Source organism: Pseudomonas sp. zfem001, from assembly GCF_032621725.1.
Lineage (GTDB): Bacteria > Pseudomonadota > Gammaproteobacteria > Pseudomonadales > Pseudomonadaceae > Aquipseudomonas > Aquipseudomonas sediminis.
This window is the reverse complement of the sequence record NZ_JAVYJI010000001.1, coordinates 1-17,064: the sequence shown is the minus strand read 5'-3', so window position 1 is coordinate 17,064 and position 17,064 is coordinate 1. Positions and strand designations below refer to the sequence as shown.

The window sequence follows — 17,064 nt, the reverse complement described above, 5'->3', positions numbered from 1 at the left end:
GGGCCTGTCGCGGCTGAAGCCCCTCCCACAGGACTTTGCCGCTGCAATTACAGGCTGCCCCCGCTCTGTGGGAGGCGCTTTAGCGGCGACGCTCTAGCTCAACCCTGGCTCATCAGCGCTTCGCTCAACTCCTCGAACAGCGTCTGCACCGAGCGCAAGGCACGGCAGTCCGGGCGGGTCAGCAGCCAGAGTTCGGTGTCGCAGCCAGCCAGTGGTGGGCCGAGTGGCTTGAGTTCGGGGTGGGCGCGTAGCACGAAGTCGGGCAGGGCGGCGACACCCAATCCGGCGCGCGCCAGTTGCGCCACGGCATACATGCTGCTGCAACGGTAGTTGGGCGTGACGCCCGGCAATTCGCGCAGGCGCCAGAGCACCGTGGCGTGATCCGGCATCGCCTCGTCCGGGGCGATCCAGCTCTGCCGCGCCAGGTCGCTGCGATCCTGATCATCATCACGGGCGCAAACGACGTAGGAAACCTTGGCCAGAGGCCGACCGACCAGGTGCTCCGGCGGCTCATTGGTCAGGCGCAGGGCCAGGTCGGCATCGCGCCGGCTCAGGTTGGCGAAGTCGTTGGAGGTCACCAACTCCAGCGCCAGGGCCGGGTAATTGGGCATGAAACGCGCCATTGCCGGCAGTAGCAGGCTGCTCAAGACCGCATCGGTGCAAGTCAGGCGTACCGTGCCGCTGACCACCTGCTTGCCCAGCTCCAGCGCCACACGGGCGGCATCCAGTGCCTGTTCGGCGCGCTCTGCCTGCTCGGCCAGGGCCCGAGCGGTTTCGCTGGGCTCATAGCCGCGTCGACTCTTCTCGAACAGTGCCACCCCCAGGGCGGCTTCCAGCCGGCGTACGGCACGGAACACCGTGGAAACGTCGACCTGCATCAATTCTGCCGCCCGCGCCAGGGAGCGACCACGCACCAGGGCGAGCACCAGAGAGAGGTCGGTATGGTCGATTTGATATTGCATGGCTGCAATCTCTGCTTGTCTATTCGCCAATTATTATTGCGCGAGCGCCATCTTATAGTGGCAGGGAGACGGTCATGCAAGAGGGGATAGGCGTATGTACAGCAAGTGTCGAGTCAAGGTCGCCCTGGTAGGTGATTACAGTGCGGCAGTTACCGCGCACCGTGCCATTCCAGAGGCGCTACGCCTGGCTGGTGAAGCGCTGGGAGTGGCGGTCGAATATGACTGGCTGGCCACTGAGCGTATTCTCGATGACTCGACCTTGCAGGCTTATGACGGCATCTGGTGCGTGCCGGGCAGCCCTTATGCTGCTACCGAGGGTGCGCTGCGCGCGATCCGTTTCGCCCGCGAGCAGGGCGTGCCATTTCTCGGCACCTGCGGTGGCTTCCAGCATGCGCTGCTGGAATACGCACGCAATCAGCTGGGGTGGCAGGATGCCGAACACGCCGAGCTGTCGTCGCAAGCGCAGAACCCTGTGATCGCGCCGCTGAGCTGCGCCTTGCTGGATGTCAGCGAGCATGTGCACCTGGTTTCCGGTTCGCGTATCGCCGAGCTCTACGGTGTACGCGAGATCAGCGAGCAGTATCTGTGTCGCTACGGCCTTTCCGATGCTTTCGTCGAGCCGCTGATGGCGCAGGCGCTGAAGGCTTCCGGGCATGACGAGGCGGGTGCCGTGCGCGCCATCGAGCTGGAAGATCATCCGTTCTTCATCGCCACCCTGTTCCAGCCCGAGCGTGCGGCGCTGGAGGGGCGCCTGCCGCCGCTGGTCGCTGGCCTGGTCGGCGCCTGTGCGGTGCAGTCGGTGCATGAGGCGCAGCAGGAAGCAGTGGCTTGATCGCCGCCACGCCGGAGTCACCCTATTACGTGGTGATGTTCACCTCGGTGCGTACCGACGTGGACGCCGGTTATGCCGAAGCGGCGCAGCGCATGCTGGACTTGGCCGCACAGCAGCCCGGCTTTCTCGGCGTGGAGTCGGCGCGCAGCGACGGCCTGGGCATCACCTTGTCCTACTGGCAGAGCGAAGAGGCCATTCGCGGCTGGCGCGAGCATGCCGAGCACAGCGCCGTTCGCGAGCAGGGACGCACCGACTGGTACGCCGCCTTCACCACTCGCGTGGCCAAGGTGGAGCGGGCCTACACATTCTCGCGCCCAAGCTGAGTGATGGTGGCAAGCCGGCTGACCGTCGTGTAAGGATTATTTTACGGTTGCCAGGGCTTCACGTGCCTTGCCTGGAAGGCGTAAGGAAAATTTGCCACTGCCGCGCTCGGCCGACGCGTTGAAGTGTCGCAAGCCATCTTGAGAGCGCGTCTGCGCTCGGTTGTCATGAGGTTGTCCGCAACGCATTCGTGCGCTGCCATAACAATGACAATCAGGAGGCGAAATGAACGCCGTGGCCAAGATCGAGCAGCACAACCCCATCGGAACCGACGGTTTCGAGTTCGTCGAGTTCACCGCACCGAGTTCCGAAGGTATCGAGCAGCTGCGCCAGTTGTTCACCGCCATGGGCTTCACTGAAACCGCCAAGCACCGCTCCAAAGAGGTGTGGCTGTTCCAGCAGAACGACATCAATATCGTGCTCAACGGCAGCCCCACCGGCCATGTGCGCGCCTTCGGCGAGAAGCATGGCCCCAGTGCCTGCGCCATGGCTTTCCGGGTCAAGAATGCGGCTCAGGCCGCTGCTTACGTCGAGCAGCAGGGCGCCACTCTGGTAGGCAGTCACGCCAACTTCGGCGAGCTGAACATCCCCTGCGTAGAGGGCATCGGCGGTTCCCTGCTGTATCTGGTCGACCGCTATGGTGACAAGAGCATCTATGACGTCGATTTCGAGTACATCGAAGGCCGCAGCGCCAATGACAACGCCGTCGGCCTGCAATGCATCGATCACCTGACCCACAACGTGCGCCGCGGGCAGATGGACGTCTGGTCCGGTTTCTACGAGCGCATCGCCAACTTCCGCGAGATCCGCTACTTCGATATCGAAGGCAAGCTCACCGGCCTGTTCTCCCGCGCCATGACCGCGCCGTGCGGCAAGATTCGCATCCCGATCAACGAGTCGGCCGATGACAAGTCGCAGATCGAGGAATTCATCCGCGAATACCATGGTGAAGGCATCCAGCACATTGCCCTGAGCACCGACGACATCTACGCCACCGTGCGCCAACTGCGCGCCAACGGCGTCGACTTCATGACCACCCCGGACACCTACTACGAGAAGGTCGATACCCGCGTCGCCGGCCATGGCGAACCGACCGACGTACTGCGTGAACTGAATATCCTGATCGATGGCGCGCCGGGGGATGACGGCATCCTGCTGCAGATCTTCACCAACACGGTGATCGGTCCGATCTTCTTCGAGATCATCCAGCGCAAGGGCAATCAGGGTTTTGGCGAGGGCAACTTCAAGGCGCTGTTCGAATCGATTGAGGAAGACCAGCTGCGTCGCGGCGTGATCGCCGAGGAGTGATGCCATGAGCCGCCAATGGATCCGCTTTCCCCTGCGTGAAGGCGAGTGCTCGCGCCAGGCGCACTGCGACCTGCCGCAGGGCACCTACGAGCGCGAGATGGGCCGCGAAGGCTTCTTCGGCCCCACCGCGCACCTGCACCACAAGCATCCGCCGACCGGCTGGATCGACTGGGAAGGCCCGCTGCGTCCGCACGCGTTCAACTTCAACAACATTCCCAGCGAGCGCGACTGCCCGCTGGCGGCGCCGCTGACGCTGCACAACGCCGACGTCAAGCTGCGCGTGTGGCGCACCCACGGCGCGATGCGCCATCTGGTGCGCAACGCCGACGGCGATGAGTTGCTGTTCGTCCATGAAGGCAGCGGGCATTTCTATTGCGACTTCGGCCATCTGGAATACCGCGACGGCGACTACCTGCTGATTCCCCGCGGCACCGCCTGGCGTATCGAGGCCAGCACACCGAGTTACTTCCTGCTGATCGAGAACACCGATGGTGCGTATCAGTTGCCGGACAAGGGCCTGCTCGGCCCGCAGGCGATCTTCGACCTGGCGGTGCTGGAGCACCCGCATATCGACGAAGCCTTCAAGGCGCAGCAGGACGAGAACACCTGGCAGATTCGCATCAAGCGGCGCGGCCAGATCAGCACCGTGACCTACCCCTACAACCCGCTGGATGTGGTCGGCTGGCATGGCGACAACACCGTGGTGCGCCTGAACTGGCGCGACATCCGCCCGCTGGTCAGCCATCGCTACCACCTGCCGCCGTCGGTGCACACCACCTTCGTCGCCAATGGCTTCGTGATCTGCACCTTCACCCCGCGCCCGGTGGAGTCCGACCCCGGCGCGCTCAAGGTGCCGTTCTTCCACAACAACGACGACTACGACGAAGTGCTGTTCTACCACCGTGGCAACTTCTTCAGCCGCGACAACATCGAGCAGGGCATGGTCACCCTGCACCCGTGCGGCTTCCCCCATGGGCCGCACCCCAAGGCGCTGAAGAAGAGTCAGGAAGATCCGGCCACTTTCATCGACGAGGTGGCGGTGATGATCGACACTCGCCGCGCCCTGGAAGTGAGCGATGCCGCTGCTGCGGTGGACGTGGCCGAGTACGTCAATTCCTGGCGTGCGCCGGGTCTGTAGCTGCACACGGATTTCTGATTGCAATGGTGCGCACGGCGCACCCTACGAGGTTTGAGCATGAAACTCGCATCACTGAACCAAGGCCGCGACGGCGTGCTGATCGTCGTTTCCCGCGATCTCACCCGTGCCGTCGTTGTGCCACAGATCGCTTTCACCCTGCAGGCTGCGCTGGACGACTGGGCTGTGGCCCGGCCCAAGCTCGAAGCGGTCTATCAGCGCCTCAACGACGGCATGGAAGAGGGCGCTTTCGCCTTCGATCAGGCCGCCTGTCACAGCCCGCTGCCGCGTGCCTATCACTGGGCCGACGGCAGCGCCTACGTCAATCATGTCGAGTTGGTGCGCAAGGCGCGCGGCGCCGAGATGCCCGAATCCTTCTGGCATGATCCACTGATGTACCAGGGCGGCGCCGATGCCTTCATCCCGCCGCACAGCCCGATCAGCCTGGCCGACGAAGCCTGGGGCATCGACCTGGAAGCCGAGCTGGCAGTGGTCACCGACGATGTGCCGATGGGCGCCACACCGGCCGAAGCGGGCGGCCATATCCGTCTGCTGATGCTGGTCAACGACGTCTCGCTGCGCAATCTGATTCCTGGCGAGTTGGCCAAGGGCTTTGGTTTCTACCAGAGCAAACCGTCGTCGAGCTTCTCCCCCGTGGCCATCACCCCAGACGAACTGGGCGAAAGCTGGAAAGACGGCAAGGTGCACCGGCCGCTGGTGTCGCATATCAACGGCGCGCTGTTCGGCCAGCCGAACGCCGGTGTGGACATGACCTTCAACTTCCCGACTCTGGTGGCCCATGCCGCCAAGACCCGACCGCTGGGCGCGGGCACCATCATCGGCTCGGGCACCGTGTCCAACTACGACCGCAGCGCCGGTTCGAGCTGCCTGGCAGAGAAACGCATGCTGGAGATCGTCGAGTCGGGCGAGGCGAAGACGCCGTTCCTCAAGTTCGGCGACCGGGTACGTATCGAGATGTTCGACGTAGCTGGGCAGAGCATCTTCGGTGCCATTGATCAGGTGGTGCAGCGCTACGACGCCCGCTGATTCGTAGGAGCGGCTTTAGCCGCGATTCGTCTGAAGTCGCTGAAAGCATCGCGGCTGAAGCCGCTCCTACCAAGTCGCGTTTCGAAAGGAATCCGCAATGCTGAAACTCTACGGCTACTGGCGCTCCAGCGCCGCCTACCGTGTGCGTGTCGCCCTGAACCTCAAGGGCCTGGCTTACCAGCAGGTGCCAGTGCACCTAGTCAAGGATGGCGGCCAGCAGCACGGCGCCGCCTACCGTGCGCTGAACCCGCAGGGCCTGTTGCCGCTGCTGGTGGACGAAGAAAACGGCGGCGTGCGCATCGCCCAGTCTCTGGCGATCATCGAGTACCTCGAAGAAATCTTCCCGGTGCCGGCGCTGCTGCCGGCCGATCCGGCCGAGCGTGCGCAGGTGCGTGCGCTGGCGCTGCACCTTGCCTGCGACGTGCATCCGCTGAACAACCTGCGCGTACTGCAGTACCTGTCCAGCGAGCTGGGCGTCGCCGATGAGGCGAAGAACGCCTGGTACCGGCACTGGGTCGCGCTCGGTCTGACCGCCGTGGAGGAGGGCCTGGCTGCATTCGACGGTCGCCTGTCGCTCGGCGACCGGCCTGGATATCTGGAAGCCTGCCTGATTCCGCAGCTGTATAATGCGCGGCGTTTTAACTGTGACCTTGCCGCGTACCCACGCATTGTCGCCATGGCGGCGCGCTGTGAACCCCTGGAGGCCTTCCAACTGGCCTTGCCGGAGGCACAAGCCGACGCCCAGTGACACCTTCGGCTTCACCCAAGCCTTGCATTCCGCTGCGCCACAAGCGCGGCGGGTCCGATTCCGTCACAGATAAAAACAAACAGGTGACGCATGACCCGTGAAAAACCGAAGAACCTCTGGCTCTCGCGCTGGGGTTTTATCCTCGCTGCAACCGGCTCGGCCGTCGGCCTGGGCAATATCTGGAAATTCCCTTACATCACTGGCGAGTACGGCGGCGGCGCCTTCGTGCTGATGTACCTGGCGTGCATCCTGGCCATCGGCATTCCGGTGATGATGACCGAGATCGCCATCGGTCGCCGTGGCCGCGGTAGCCCCATCGACGCCATCGGCCGCGTGGTCCGCGAGAACGGTGGCAACCCGCTGTGGAAGGCGGTCGGCGGTATGGCCATGCTCGCCGGCTTCATGATCCTGTGCTTTTATGTGGTCGTTGCCGGCTGGGCTTTCGCCTATACGTGGAAGATGCTCGACGGTTCGCTGGCGGCCACCAGCGTCGAAGCACTGGGCGGGGTGTTTGAGGCGCACAATGCCAATCCCTGGCAACTCGGTGGCTGGAGTGTATTGGTGGCGCTGCTGACGTTGTGGATCGTCGCCAAGGGCGTGCAGAAAGGCATCGAGAATGCCGTACGCTGGATGATGCCGGGTCTGGCGCTGATGCTGGTGGCGCTGGTTGGCTATGCGTTCACCAGTGGCAGTTTCAGTGCAGGCTTCGGCTTCCTCTTCCACTTCGATGCCTCGAAGATCACCGGTGAGGCACTGTTGGCGGCACTGGGGCACGCCTTCTTCACCCTGAGCCTGGCCTCGGGCGCCATTCTCACTTACGGCTCCTACATCCCGGATGGGCAATCCATCGCGCGGACCACCTTCATCGTCGCACTCTGCGATACCTGCGTGGCGTTGCTGGCCGGTCTGGCGATCTTCCCGATCATCTTCGCCAACGGCATGAGCCCTAGCGCTGGGCCGGGGCTGATCTTCATGAGCCTGCCGCTGGCCTTCCAGCAGATGCCATTCGGTACTGCGTTCGGGGTCTTGTTCTTCGCCATGGTATCGATCGCCGCGCTGACCTCGGCGATTTCGATGATCGAGGCCAGCGTGGCCTACCTGAACGAAAAGCACGGCATCAGCCGCCTGCGCGCTGCCATCGGGGCCGGCGCGGTGCTGCTGGTGATCAGCCTGCTGGCAATGCTGTCGTTCAACCTGCTGACGGGCTGGACGCCGCTGGGCAAAAACTTCTTCGACTGGCTGGATTACCTCACCTCGCGCTGGATGATGCCGCTGGGCGGCATCTTCATGGTCGTACTCGCAGGCTACGCACTGCGCGGCGAGATCATGCGTGACGAGCTGGGTCTACCGCCTGCGGGGTATGCGCTGTGGCTGTTCATGGTGCGCTACGTCAGCCCGGTGCTGATCATGGTGGTGTTCCTGCATGCGCTGGGCTGGCTGATGTTCGATCCCGTACTGCAGTGGTACTGGATTGCCGGTGCCATCGGCCTGCTGGCTGTGGCTGGGGAGGTTCTACGGCCGAGAGTGGTGCCGGCGCTCGCCGGGCGCTGATCGCGGCTCGAATCCAGAGGCGCAGCTTCGGAAGAGGCTGCGCCTTTTTTGTTGCGATAAGCCAGAAACGGCGCCTCAGTAGGCGGTATTTCGCCATTTATTCGGCGTCAATAAGCGGATAGTTGCCTGTCTTGGCCATTTCATTGGCTATGCTGAGAGCCATGGGTTGGCTAATTGCCAGCACTCAAGCGGCGGCACTCTTTGCCGATAAACCGGACTCGACATGGCACAGCAGTTGCGTAGTCAGTCGACCAGGTCGCGCCCACGATGCGCGGCTGTATAAGAAGAATCTGGAGTCGCCGTTATGTTCAAGCCTGCCGCACGCTTTTTCGCCAATCTTGCCGTCGGCAAGAAACTCTTTATCGGTTTCGGCCTCGTGCTGTTGCTTACCGCCGCCATGACGGTCAGTGGCTATCTGGCGGTTCAAGCGGTACTGCATGGGCATGAGCAGGTTGGGCAGTTGGCGCAGGTGAACCAGGAGATTCTTCAGGCGCGTCGTCTGGAACGCAGTTTCGCCATCGAACAGACCCAGGAGAGCGCAGAGCGTGTGCGCGAGAGCTTGCTCAAGGTACAGGGCATGCTGGAGCACCTGGGCAAGGATGCAACCGAAAGCACGCGTGTGCAGACCATGCAGCAAGCTACTGCCGAGTACCTGAAGCAGTTCGACAACTATGTCGAGCAGCAGGGCAAGGCGCGCGAAGCACGCCAGGACATGCGCACTGCTGCCGGTGAAACCCGTGACCAGTTCGAGGTGATCGAGCTGGACATGTATGACGCCGTGCGTGAGCTGCGCCTGCAGGGTGATCGTCTGCGGGGTAGCGACCCCCTGACCCTGGCGGAAACCGCATCCGGCCTGAGCAAACGCATGCTCGACCTGCGCGGCCAGGAAAGCCTGTACATCATCGATGGCTCGCCCGAAGCGCTGGAAGAGTGGGAGTACGTCAGCGAAGACCTGCAGACCGTTGCCCGCAGCCTGACCGTCTGGCTCAACGATGATCAGAAAGCCTCCATCGAAACTGCCCTGCAGGCGTTGACTCTCTACCAGCGCTCCTTCCTCTACTACCAACAGCTGCGTGAGCAGAACCAGGCCACCGAGAAGGCCATGATCGAGCGTGCACGCTCGGTCGTCGACTTGGCCGAGTCGGCCCAGGCCGGCGCCGAAACCCGGATGCTAGACGACACTCAGCGCGCACTGGTGATGCTCGGCATCATGGGCTTGGCTGCCGTGGTGCTGGGCCTGTGTGCCTCACTGCTGATCACTCGTCTGATCGTCGCGCCGCTGCGCCAGACCGTGACCTTCGCCCAGCGTATCGCCGCCGGTGACCTCAGCCAGGACATCCCGCAGGACCGCGGTGACGAAGTGGGTCAGTTGCTTGCCGCCATGCAGGACATGACCGTCAGCCTGCGCAATCTGGTTGGCCGTATTGGCGGTGGTGTCGGGCAGATCGCTGCGGCTGCCGAGCAACTGTCTGCGATCACCGCGCAAACCAGCGCCGGGGTGCAGACGCAGAAACTGGAAACCGAACAGACCGCTACCGCCATGCACCAGATGGCCGCCACCGTGCAGGAAGTGGCGCAGAACGCCGAGCAGGCTTCACTGGCCGCGCGCGATGCCGACCTGGAGGCACAGCAGGGTAATCGCGTGGTGCAGCAGGCCGTGGATCAGATCGACAGCCTGGCCAGCGAAGTGGAGCAGTCGGCCAAGGCCATCGCCGACCTGAACCAGGAAAGTGCGCGCATCGGCAGCGTGCTTGAAGTGATTCGCAACGTCGCCGAGCAGACCAACCTACTGGCGCTCAACGCGGCCATCGAGGCGGCGCGCGCCGGCGAGCAGGGCCGTGGTTTCGCTGTGGTCGCCGATGAGGTGCGGGCACTGGCCAAGCGTGCTCAGGAGAGCACCGAGGAGATCGAAAGCCTGATTGCCGGCCTGCAACGCATGGCCAAAGGCGCGGTGCAGCAGATGGACAGCAGCCGCGATCTGACCCGGCGTACCGTCGAGCTGGCCGGTGAAGCTGGCGATGCCCTGGGGCGTATCACTCAGGCGGTGAGCACCATCGAGCAGATGAACCAGCAGATCGCTGCCGCCGCCGAGGAGCAGAGTGCGGTGGCCGAGGCGATCAACGAAAGCGTCACCCGCGTGCGCGATATCGGTGAGCAGAGCGCCACTGCCAGCGAGCAGACCGCCGCATCCAGCGCCGAGCTGGCTCGCCTGGGGGTGGAATTGCAGGGAATGGTGCGACAGTTCCGCACTTGACGCGGGCGAACCGGGACACCGGCCGCAGGCGGGCGTAGGGCGGACTCAGGCGCGTCAGCGGACAGTCCGCCGTCTTCGGCGTAGCAAAAGTCCTGACGGCGTACTGCTTCGCGAGTACGCCCTACAGAGCTCGCTCCCACATGTTCAGGTTCGGGCTGGACTGAAGCGCTGGCCCGAGATAGCCGGATGGTAGAGCGGCTGGATCTTGTTGCCGGCGGGGTCCAGCAGGTGGAAGCTGCGTGCGCCGTCGCCATGGTCGAAGGGGCGATCCAGCAGTGTCACCCCACGCGCCTTGAGGTACTGGTACCAGGCATCCAGCTCCTCGACGCTGTCGACGATGAAGCCGTAGTGATCGACCAGCGGTACGCCATGGCTCTCTGCATAGGCGCGGCCGAGCGAGAGGTTGTCATTGCCACAGGTCAGGTAGACCAGGTCCTCGTTGGCGCGGTGCAGCAACTGCATGCCCAGCACGTCCACGTAGAAACGCTCGCACGCTTCCAGGTTGGGTACCAGCAGGGCCAGGTGGCGCAGGCCATTGAGGCGCGACGGGCGTTCGAGCATCTTTTTGCACTCCATTATGTATACAATTATTTTTCAAATATAAAACATAATGGAGTTTGCTGTGTACGTGCTATTGCTCAAGACCCAACTCAAACCCGGCAGTTTCGAGGCGTTCATGGACGCCATGCGGATCAACGCCGCTGCTTCGGTGCGCGATGAACCGGGCTGCCTGACCTTCGACGTGATGCGCGACCGCAGTGACCCCGACCTGGTGTGGCTGTACGAGGTATACGTCGACGAGGCGGCTTTCGAGGCGCATACGCGAACCGCGCATTTCCTCGCCAGCCGGCCGCTGGTGGAGCCGCTGATCGAGCGTCAGGACGTTATCGAAGCCGATATGCTGGCGCTCAATCCGTCGCGTTGAAGGCCCACGTCCCGCAGGGTGGGCCAAGCACTGCGCTGCAGTTCAGCCCAGATGAAAGCCGCCATCGATGGGGATGATGGCGCCTGTCATGTAAGCGCCGGCGCTGCCGGCCAGGCTCAGGGCCAGGGCGGCCATTTCCTCTTCACGGCCCCAGCGCTTCATCGGAATTACTGCGGTATCGGCGGCGAGCGCGGCTTCGTCCTCGGCGATGAAACGGGTCATCTTGCTCGGGAAGCGGCCCGGTGCGATCACGTTGACGTTGATGTGCTCGTCGACCAGTTCCTTGGCCAGCATGCGCGACAGTTGATGCAGTGCCGCCTTGCTCGGCCCGTATGCATAGGCTTGTTCGCTCATGGCGCTGATGCCGGCCACCGAGCCGATATTGATCACCCGCGCCGGGCAGTCCGCCGAGCCGGCCTTGCGCAGCAGCGGAAGCAGTTGCTGGATACAGCCGAACACCGAGGTGACGTTGAGCTGCATGACCTTTTCCCAGCCTTTGGCAGGGTAGCTCTCCAGCGGTGCGCCCCAGGTGGTACCGGCGTTGTTGACCAGAATGTCCAGGCGCTCGATACGTTCGCTTAGCTCGCGCGCCAGCGCCTGCACGCCTTCCTCGCTGGCCAGGTTGGCGGCGATGCCGGTGCACTGGCCCAGCGCCGAGAGTTCAGCGGCGGTTTGCGCACAGGCTTCGCCGTCGCGCGCGCAAACATAGACATGGGCGCCGGCTTCGACGAAGGCTTTGGCGATCATCAGGCCGATGCCACGGGTGCCACCGGTGACCAGGGCAGTGCGCCCGGCAAGGGAGAAGTAAGGATGCATGGAAAGGCCTCGCGAGATGGTGAGGGCTTCACCCTAGGGCCTGGCAGCGGGGAATGCAGGCATCATTGCCGGCCGAAATGACGCTTTATGCGTTCTGTCTGGTCGCGGTTGAGGCTTTCCACGGAATCACGCCCTGTAAGAGCTTTGGCCATGTAGAGGCTTTCGCGCTTTGTCGAAGGGGCTTTAGTCGCGACTCGCCATCTGCACATCCAGCACCCGGATGCGCCCGGGCTCGGGGTAGTGCCAGTGCACGTCCAGATCCCAGAAGCGCGCGCCATACCGGCGCTCCGGCTCTGGCTGTTGGTAGGCCGGACGCGGGTCTTGCGCCAGGCATTGCTCGATCAGCTCCACCAGCGGTTCGTTCAGGCGCAGCGCATGCTGGCGCGCCGACGGCAATGCATCGGCATGCCATTCCACTGGGATCAGCCGTGGCGCGCTATCGGCCATGGCGTTGTGCGCATCGCTCACGCAGTCGGCGTAGGGCACGTAGGGCTTGATGTCCAGCACGGGCGTGCCGTCGAGCAGATCGATGCCGGACAGGTACAGCCGGCCCGGTTCGACCTTGTTCAGGCGTACCACCGATTGGCCGATGCCATTGGGGCGATGGGTTGCACGGGTACTGAACACGCCCACCGACTGATTACCGCCCAGGCGTGGTGGGCGCACCTTCAGCCGTGGCTTGTCCTCCAGCGCCTGGTGAAACAGAAACAGCAGCCAGACATGACTGACCTGTTCCAGGCCCTGCACGGCTTCACCCTGATCGAAAGGAGGCAACAGTTCCAGCACGCCGCGAGCGGCGGGAGCCAAGTGTGGCTGGCGGGGAATGGCGAACTTTTCCTTGAAGCAGGAGCGCACGATACCGACAGGCGAAACCAGATGCTGCATGGCGTCCTCTTAGCGGCTGCGCACAGGCGCGTCGTGCGCTACCCGGCAGCCGGCATCGCGGAAGGGGCCGGTGAAACGAATCCAGCCGTCACCAGGGCTGACCTGGGCGCAGGTCAGGTGGCCGTCGACCTTACTCTGCCAGAGGAAGAAGGGGGCTGGCGCGGCCAGGGCGGGCAGGCTCAGGGCAAGTAGGGCGGTGAGTAACAGGGTACGCATGAGGGTGGTCTCCAGAGCGTGACGGACACAGCCTAACACGGCCTCAGAAGCGTTCCTTCTCACCCAGATAGCGCCACTGCCCGGAAGGCAGCTTGGCCATGGGTACGCCGCCGATACGGATGCGCTTCATGCTCAGCACTTTCAGGCCCAGCGCCGTGCAGATCTGCCGCAGCAGGTCAGGAGCCGGATTCTTCAAGGCGAAGCGCAGGCGCTGTTCGCTCTGCCAACTGGCCTTGCACGGTGGGAACTGCGTGCCCTTGTGCAACCAGCCTTTCTTCAGGCGTTCCAGCGCGCTGGCGGGCACCTCGCCGGCGACCTCGACCAGGTACTCCTGCTCCAGTTTGGCGGCATCCTCGCGCAGCTTGCGCTGTGTGCGCCAATCCTGGCTGAGCACCATCAGGCCACTGGCGCCGGTCTGCAATGGCAGGCTCTGCTCCTGGCACAGGAAGTGGCCATGCAGGATGCGCTGGGCGTGCGGGTCTTGTTCCCAGTGTCGTTCGCGCACCAGCAGATGTTGCAACTGCGCGGCGTTACAGCCAGCCGCACCATGCACCAACAAGGTGACGGGCTCTACCGGCTCAAGCGTGGCATCCGGATGCAGCTCGACGCGCTGATCTTCGATCTTGAATTGCGGCGCCTCGACCACCTGGCCGTCCACCGTCACCCAGCCGCCAGTGATGTACAGATCGGCCTCGCGGCGCGAGCAGCCGAACAGTTCGATGACGCGTTTGGACAAGCGGGTGGGTTCGCTCATGGGATGGCTCTGCAAAAGGGTCGTCATTGTAGCGCCGTGTTTGTCGGCTGGTGCACAAAACGATGCCGAGTCACGGCATACGCAGACCGTTGAGCTCCAACTTCCATTGCCGTGGCGAACTCTTTTCGCCGGGTGGGCGTCAATACCCCTCTCCAACGGAAGCGTGTAGCCAAGGAGCTGCGAATGTCACTGAAGGTACAAATGGTCTTTGGAACTCGCCCTGAGGCGATCAAGATGGCGCCTCTGGCACGTGTTCTGAAACACTGGCCAGGGGTCGATCTGTTCGTCTGCTCCACCGGGCAACACCGGGAAATGCTGCAGCAGGTGCTCGGCGCTTTCGAACTGAAAGTGGACGAAGACCTCGATGTCATGACCCAGGGGCAAACGCTGAACGGCCTGTCGCAACAGTTGCTGCAGCGGCTCGATGAGAGTTACGCACGGGTACAGCCGGATATCGTCCTGGTCCACGGCGACACCACTACCAGCTTCATCGCGGCACTGGCCGCTTATCATCGGCAGATCGCCATTGGTCACGTCGAAGCGGGCTTGCGTACCGGCAACCTGCGTTCGCCCTGGCCGGAGGAGGGTAATCGCACCCTCACGGGTGTGCTCGCGGACCTGCACTTCTCCCCCGTCGGCGAGTCGCGCGACAACCTGCTGCGCGAAGGACGGCCTGCCGAACATATCGAGGTGACGGGCAATACGGTGATCGACGCGTTGCTGTGGATGCGTGATCACCTGCAGCAGAGCCAGTGGCGCCCCGCCGCAGGCTCGCCATTGGCAGCGCTGCAAGACAATCAGCGTCTGATACTGATCACCGGGCATCGGCGGGAGAACTTCGGCAAGGGTTTCGAGCACATTTGCCAGGCCCTGGCCGAACTGGCCGAACGACACCCGGACGTGCAGTTCGTCTATCCCGTGCACCTCAACCCTCAGGTGCAAGGGCCGGTGCATGCGTTGCTTGGCGGCCTCGCCAACATTCATTTGATACCACCGCAGGACTATCAGCACTTCGTCTGGCTGATGGATCGCGCCTACCTGATTCTGACCGACTCCGGTGGTGTGCAGGAGGAAGCCCCGGCGCTGGGCAAACCACTGCTGGTGCTGCGCGAGGTGACCGAGCGGCCCTCGGTGCTGGAGGGCGGCACCGTGCTGTTGGTCGGTACCGACCCGCAGCGCATCGTCGAACAGACCTCACGCCTGCTCGACGATGCCGATGCCTACCGGGCGATGAACCGGGTATTCAGCCCTTATGGCGATGGTCATGCCAGCGAGATAATCGCGCAGCGCCTGATGCGTTGGGCTGCAGAACGACGCGGCGAGTGAGGGGCTTATGACTTTGGAATTGGTCGATGTACTGGCCTATGTGCTCTATGCCCTGAAATACCTGGCCATTGCACTGGCGGCCTTGATGTTCTTGTTGGGTCTGGATGATCTGTTCATCGACCTGATGTACTGGGGGCGCTCGCTGATTCGGCGCCTGCGCATCTACTCCGGGCACAAGCGTGCCGATGAGAAGCTGCTCTATGGCACCGCGGAAAAGCCTCTGGCGATCATGGTGCCAGCCTGGCAGGAGGTCGGCGTAGTCGGCGAGATGGCGCGCCTGGCCGCCTCGACGCTGGACTACGAGAACTACCAGATTTTCGTCGGCACCTACCCCAACGACCCTGACACCCAGCGAGATGTCGATGCGGTTTGCCTGCATTACCCCAACGTGCACAAGGTGGTGTGCGCGCGTCCGGGGCCGACCAGCAAGGCCGACTGCCTGAACAACGTGATCGACGCCATTCTGCGCTTCGAGTCAGAGGCGCGGGTCGAGTTCGCCGGCTTCATCCTGCATGACGCCGAGGATGTGATTTCCCCGCTGGAACTGCGCCTGTTCAACTACCTGTTGCCGAACAAGGACCTGATCCAGGTTCCCGTCTATCCCTACGCGCCGGAATGGAGCGGTTTCACCGCAGGCCACTATGTCGATGAGTTCGCCGAGAACCACGGCAAGGACGTGGTGGTGCGCGAGGCGCTGACCGGCCAGGTACCCAGCGCAGGTGTCGGCACCTGCTTCAGCCGCCGTGCCATTGCTGCACTGCTGGAAGATGGTGACGGCATCGCCTTCGACGTGCAGAGCCTGACCGAGGACTACGACATCGGTTTTCGCCTGAAGGCCAAGGGCATGAAGTGCATCTTCGCCCGTTTCCCGGTGAGTGACCCGAAACTGGCGTTGGCGCAGGAGTCGGGCTGGGGCATGAGCAAGCGGTTCTCCCAAGTGATCTGCGTGCGTGAGCACTTTCCGCGTACCTGGTCGCATGCCGTCAGGCAGAAGTCGCGCTGGATCACCGGCATCGTGTTCCAGGGCACCACCAACCTGGGCTGGAGTCGGTTCAAGGCGCTGAACTACTTCCTCTGGCGCGATCGTCGCGGTTTGTTCGCCTACATGCTGAGCTTTCTGGTCAACGTGCTGCTGGTGGTGATGCTCTGCATCTGGTTGATCAGCCTGTTCAATCCCGATGCCTGGCACTTTCCCTCGATTCTTTCCGGTAGCCCGTTGCTCAGCTCCTTGCTCTGGTTGAACGGCTTCCTGCTGGTCAATCGCCTGTTCCAGCGCGGTTATTTCGTCACCCGGTTCTACGGCATTGGTCAGGGGCTGCTATCGGCACCGCGGATGATGTGGAGCAACTTCGTCAATTTCTTCGCCAACGTGCGCGCGCTCAGGCAGGTGCTGGCGATGGGCGATTCGCGCCGGGTCGCCTGGGACAAGACCACCCACGAGTTCCCGTCGTTGGGACAGAGCCCGCAGACGCCACTGGGCCAGCGCCTGCTCGAGCGTGGGTTGATCACCGAGGCGCAATTGACCGCTGCCCTGACCAACCCGGTACGCCGCCGCCTGGGGCGGCAGCTGCTGCTCGATGAACTGCTCGACAGCAAGCAACTGGTTCAAGCATTGGCTGAGCAACTGGATGAACCCTGGGCTCCGCTCAATCCCTTTCAACTCGAACGGCATTTGCTTGACGGCTTTCCGCGTCGCTTGGCGCTGCGCTATGCCGTGCTGCCGGTGGCCGAGGAGGGCGACACCCTGGTGCTGGCCAGCGAGCGTCTGCTCAGCCAGGTGTCGGTTGGTGCGATCAGCCGCCAGCTCGGCCGACCTGTGCGTTGGCAGTTGGCTCCGCAAGGGCGAGCAACCGTGTTCAGCGTCAAGCCACTTGAGGCCTGAAATGAGCCTGATCACGGAGCATCGCATTGAGGATGGTAAGCAATTTCCGCATGCAGGCGACGACCGCTACTTTGCCTGGTTTCCCCTGTTCCTTAAGTCGCC

Annotated in this window: 16 protein-coding genes and 3 pseudogenes; 12 read left to right on the top strand and 7 right to left on the bottom strand. The window is 63.3% G+C overall.

Features of this window, described 5'->3' with window-relative positions:
- Positions 1-98: 98 nt before the first annotated feature.
- Positions 99-962: a LysR family transcriptional regulator gene (locus RTH74_RS00090; protein WP_316913367.1), complete on the bottom strand. Its 864-nt coding sequence runs from the start codon at positions 960-962 to the stop codon at positions 99-101.
- 94 nt (positions 963-1,056) lie between these two features.
- Between RTH74_RS00090 and RTH74_RS00085 the strand changes: the two genes are divergently transcribed.
- The 9 genes and pseudogenes from RTH74_RS00085 (at position 1,057) to RTH74_RS24065 (ending at position 10,158) form a co-directional block, all read left to right on the top strand.
- Positions 1,057-1,794, top strand: coding sequence for a CTP synthase (locus RTH74_RS00085; protein ID WP_316913366.1), 738 nt, complete (start codon positions 1,057-1,059; stop codon positions 1,792-1,794).
- A complete protein-coding gene (locus RTH74_RS00080) occupies positions 1,791-2,117 on the top strand; it encodes an antibiotic biosynthesis monooxygenase family protein (protein WP_059391604.1) in 327 nt (108 codons plus the stop codon). Before RTH74_RS00085 ends, RTH74_RS00080 begins: the two co-directional genes overlap by 4 nt.
- A 223-nt stretch (positions 2,118-2,340) precedes the next feature.
- The gene (gene hppD / locus RTH74_RS00075; protein ID WP_059391605.1) at positions 2,341-3,423 is read left to right on the top strand and encodes a 4-hydroxyphenylpyruvate dioxygenase; all 1,083 of its coding nucleotides are present in this window, start codon (positions 2,341-2,343) and stop codon (positions 3,421-3,423) included.
- A 4-nt stretch (positions 3,424-3,427) separates the two neighbouring features.
- Entirely contained in the window at positions 3,428-4,561 is a 1,134-nt protein-coding gene (locus RTH74_RS00070; protein WP_059391606.1) for a homogentisate 1,2-dioxygenase, read from the top strand.
- A gap of 57 nt (positions 4,562-4,618) precedes the next feature.
- Positions 4,619-5,605 carry a fumarylacetoacetate hydrolase family protein gene (locus RTH74_RS00065; protein ID WP_316913365.1) on the top strand — a complete coding sequence of 329 codons (987 nt, stop codon included), beginning with the start codon at positions 4,619-4,621 and terminating at the stop codon, positions 5,603-5,605.
- 97 nt (positions 5,606-5,702) lie between these two features.
- A complete protein-coding gene (maiA, locus tag RTH74_RS00060) occupies positions 5,703-6,353 on the top strand; it encodes a maleylacetoacetate isomerase (RefSeq protein WP_316913364.1) in 651 nt (216 codons plus the stop codon).
- Positions 6,354-6,443: 90 nt separating this feature from the next.
- On the top strand, positions 6,444-7,904 hold the full coding sequence (locus RTH74_RS00055; RefSeq protein WP_099525245.1) for a sodium-dependent transporter: 1,461 nt from the start codon (positions 6,444-6,446) through the stop codon (positions 7,902-7,904).
- A 304-nt stretch (positions 7,905-8,208) separates the two neighbouring features.
- Positions 8,209-9,300 (top strand): annotated as a pseudogene (locus tag RTH74_RS24070) (HAMP domain-containing protein); the annotation flags it as partial.
- Positions 9,286-10,158, top strand: a complete 873-nt coding sequence (locus RTH74_RS24065; protein ID WP_372237962.1) for a methyl-accepting chemotaxis protein — start codon at positions 9,286-9,288, stop codon at positions 10,156-10,158. The pseudogene RTH74_RS24070 and the gene RTH74_RS24065, both read left to right, overlap by 15 nt.
- A 144-nt stretch (positions 10,159-10,302) precedes the next feature.
- Here the strand turns inward: RTH74_RS24065 and RTH74_RS00045 are convergent, their stop codons facing one another.
- Positions 10,303-10,719, bottom strand: coding sequence for a VOC family protein (locus RTH74_RS00045; protein ID WP_099525247.1), 417 nt, complete (start codon positions 10,717-10,719; stop codon positions 10,303-10,305).
- A 61-nt stretch (positions 10,720-10,780) separates the two neighbouring features.
- Between RTH74_RS00045 and RTH74_RS00040 the strand changes: the two genes are divergently transcribed.
- Positions 10,781-11,083, top strand: a complete 303-nt coding sequence (locus RTH74_RS00040; protein WP_316913362.1) for a putative quinol monooxygenase — start codon at positions 10,781-10,783, stop codon at positions 11,081-11,083.
- Between the two features lie 42 nt (positions 11,084-11,125).
- Here RTH74_RS00040 and RTH74_RS00035 read toward each other — a convergent pair whose 3' ends face one another.
- The 4 genes from RTH74_RS00035 to RTH74_RS00020 form a co-directional block, all read right to left on the bottom strand.
- Positions 11,126-11,899 carry an SDR family oxidoreductase gene (locus RTH74_RS00035; protein WP_316913361.1) on the bottom strand — a complete coding sequence of 258 codons (774 nt, stop codon included), beginning with the start codon at positions 11,897-11,899 and terminating at the stop codon, positions 11,126-11,128.
- A 183-nt stretch (positions 11,900-12,082) separates the two neighbouring features.
- Entirely contained in the window at positions 12,083-12,784 is a 702-nt protein-coding gene (gene tsaA / locus RTH74_RS00030; protein WP_316913360.1) for a tRNA (N6-threonylcarbamoyladenosine(37)-N6)-methyltransferase TrmO, read from the bottom strand.
- A 9-nt stretch (positions 12,785-12,793) separates the two neighbouring features.
- Positions 12,794-13,000 carry a hypothetical protein gene (locus tag RTH74_RS00025; RefSeq protein WP_099525251.1) on the bottom strand — a complete coding sequence of 69 codons (207 nt, stop codon included), beginning with the start codon at positions 12,998-13,000 and terminating at the stop codon, positions 12,794-12,796.
- 43 nt (positions 13,001-13,043) lie between these two features.
- Complete coding sequence (locus RTH74_RS00020; RefSeq protein ID WP_316913359.1) at positions 13,044-13,754, bottom strand: rRNA pseudouridine synthase; 711 nt, start codon at positions 13,752-13,754, stop codon at positions 13,044-13,046.
- Between the two features lie 183 nt (positions 13,755-13,937).
- On the opposite strand from RTH74_RS00020, the gene wecB reads away from it, so the two are divergent.
- Both wecB and RTH74_RS00010 read left to right on the top strand, forming a co-directional pair.
- The gene (wecB, locus tag RTH74_RS00015; protein WP_316913358.1) at positions 13,938-15,080 is read left to right on the top strand and encodes a non-hydrolyzing UDP-N-acetylglucosamine 2-epimerase; all 1,143 of its coding nucleotides are present in this window, start codon (positions 13,938-13,940) and stop codon (positions 15,078-15,080) included.
- 7 nt (positions 15,081-15,087) lie between these two features.
- Positions 15,088-16,935: pseudogene (locus tag RTH74_RS00010) on the top strand (glycosyl transferase family protein); the annotation flags it as partial.
- A 7-nt stretch (positions 16,936-16,942) separates the two neighbouring features.
- Here RTH74_RS00010 and RTH74_RS00005 read toward each other — a convergent pair.
- A pseudogene (locus RTH74_RS00005) lies at positions 16,943-17,064 on the bottom strand (IS110 family transposase); the annotation flags it as partial.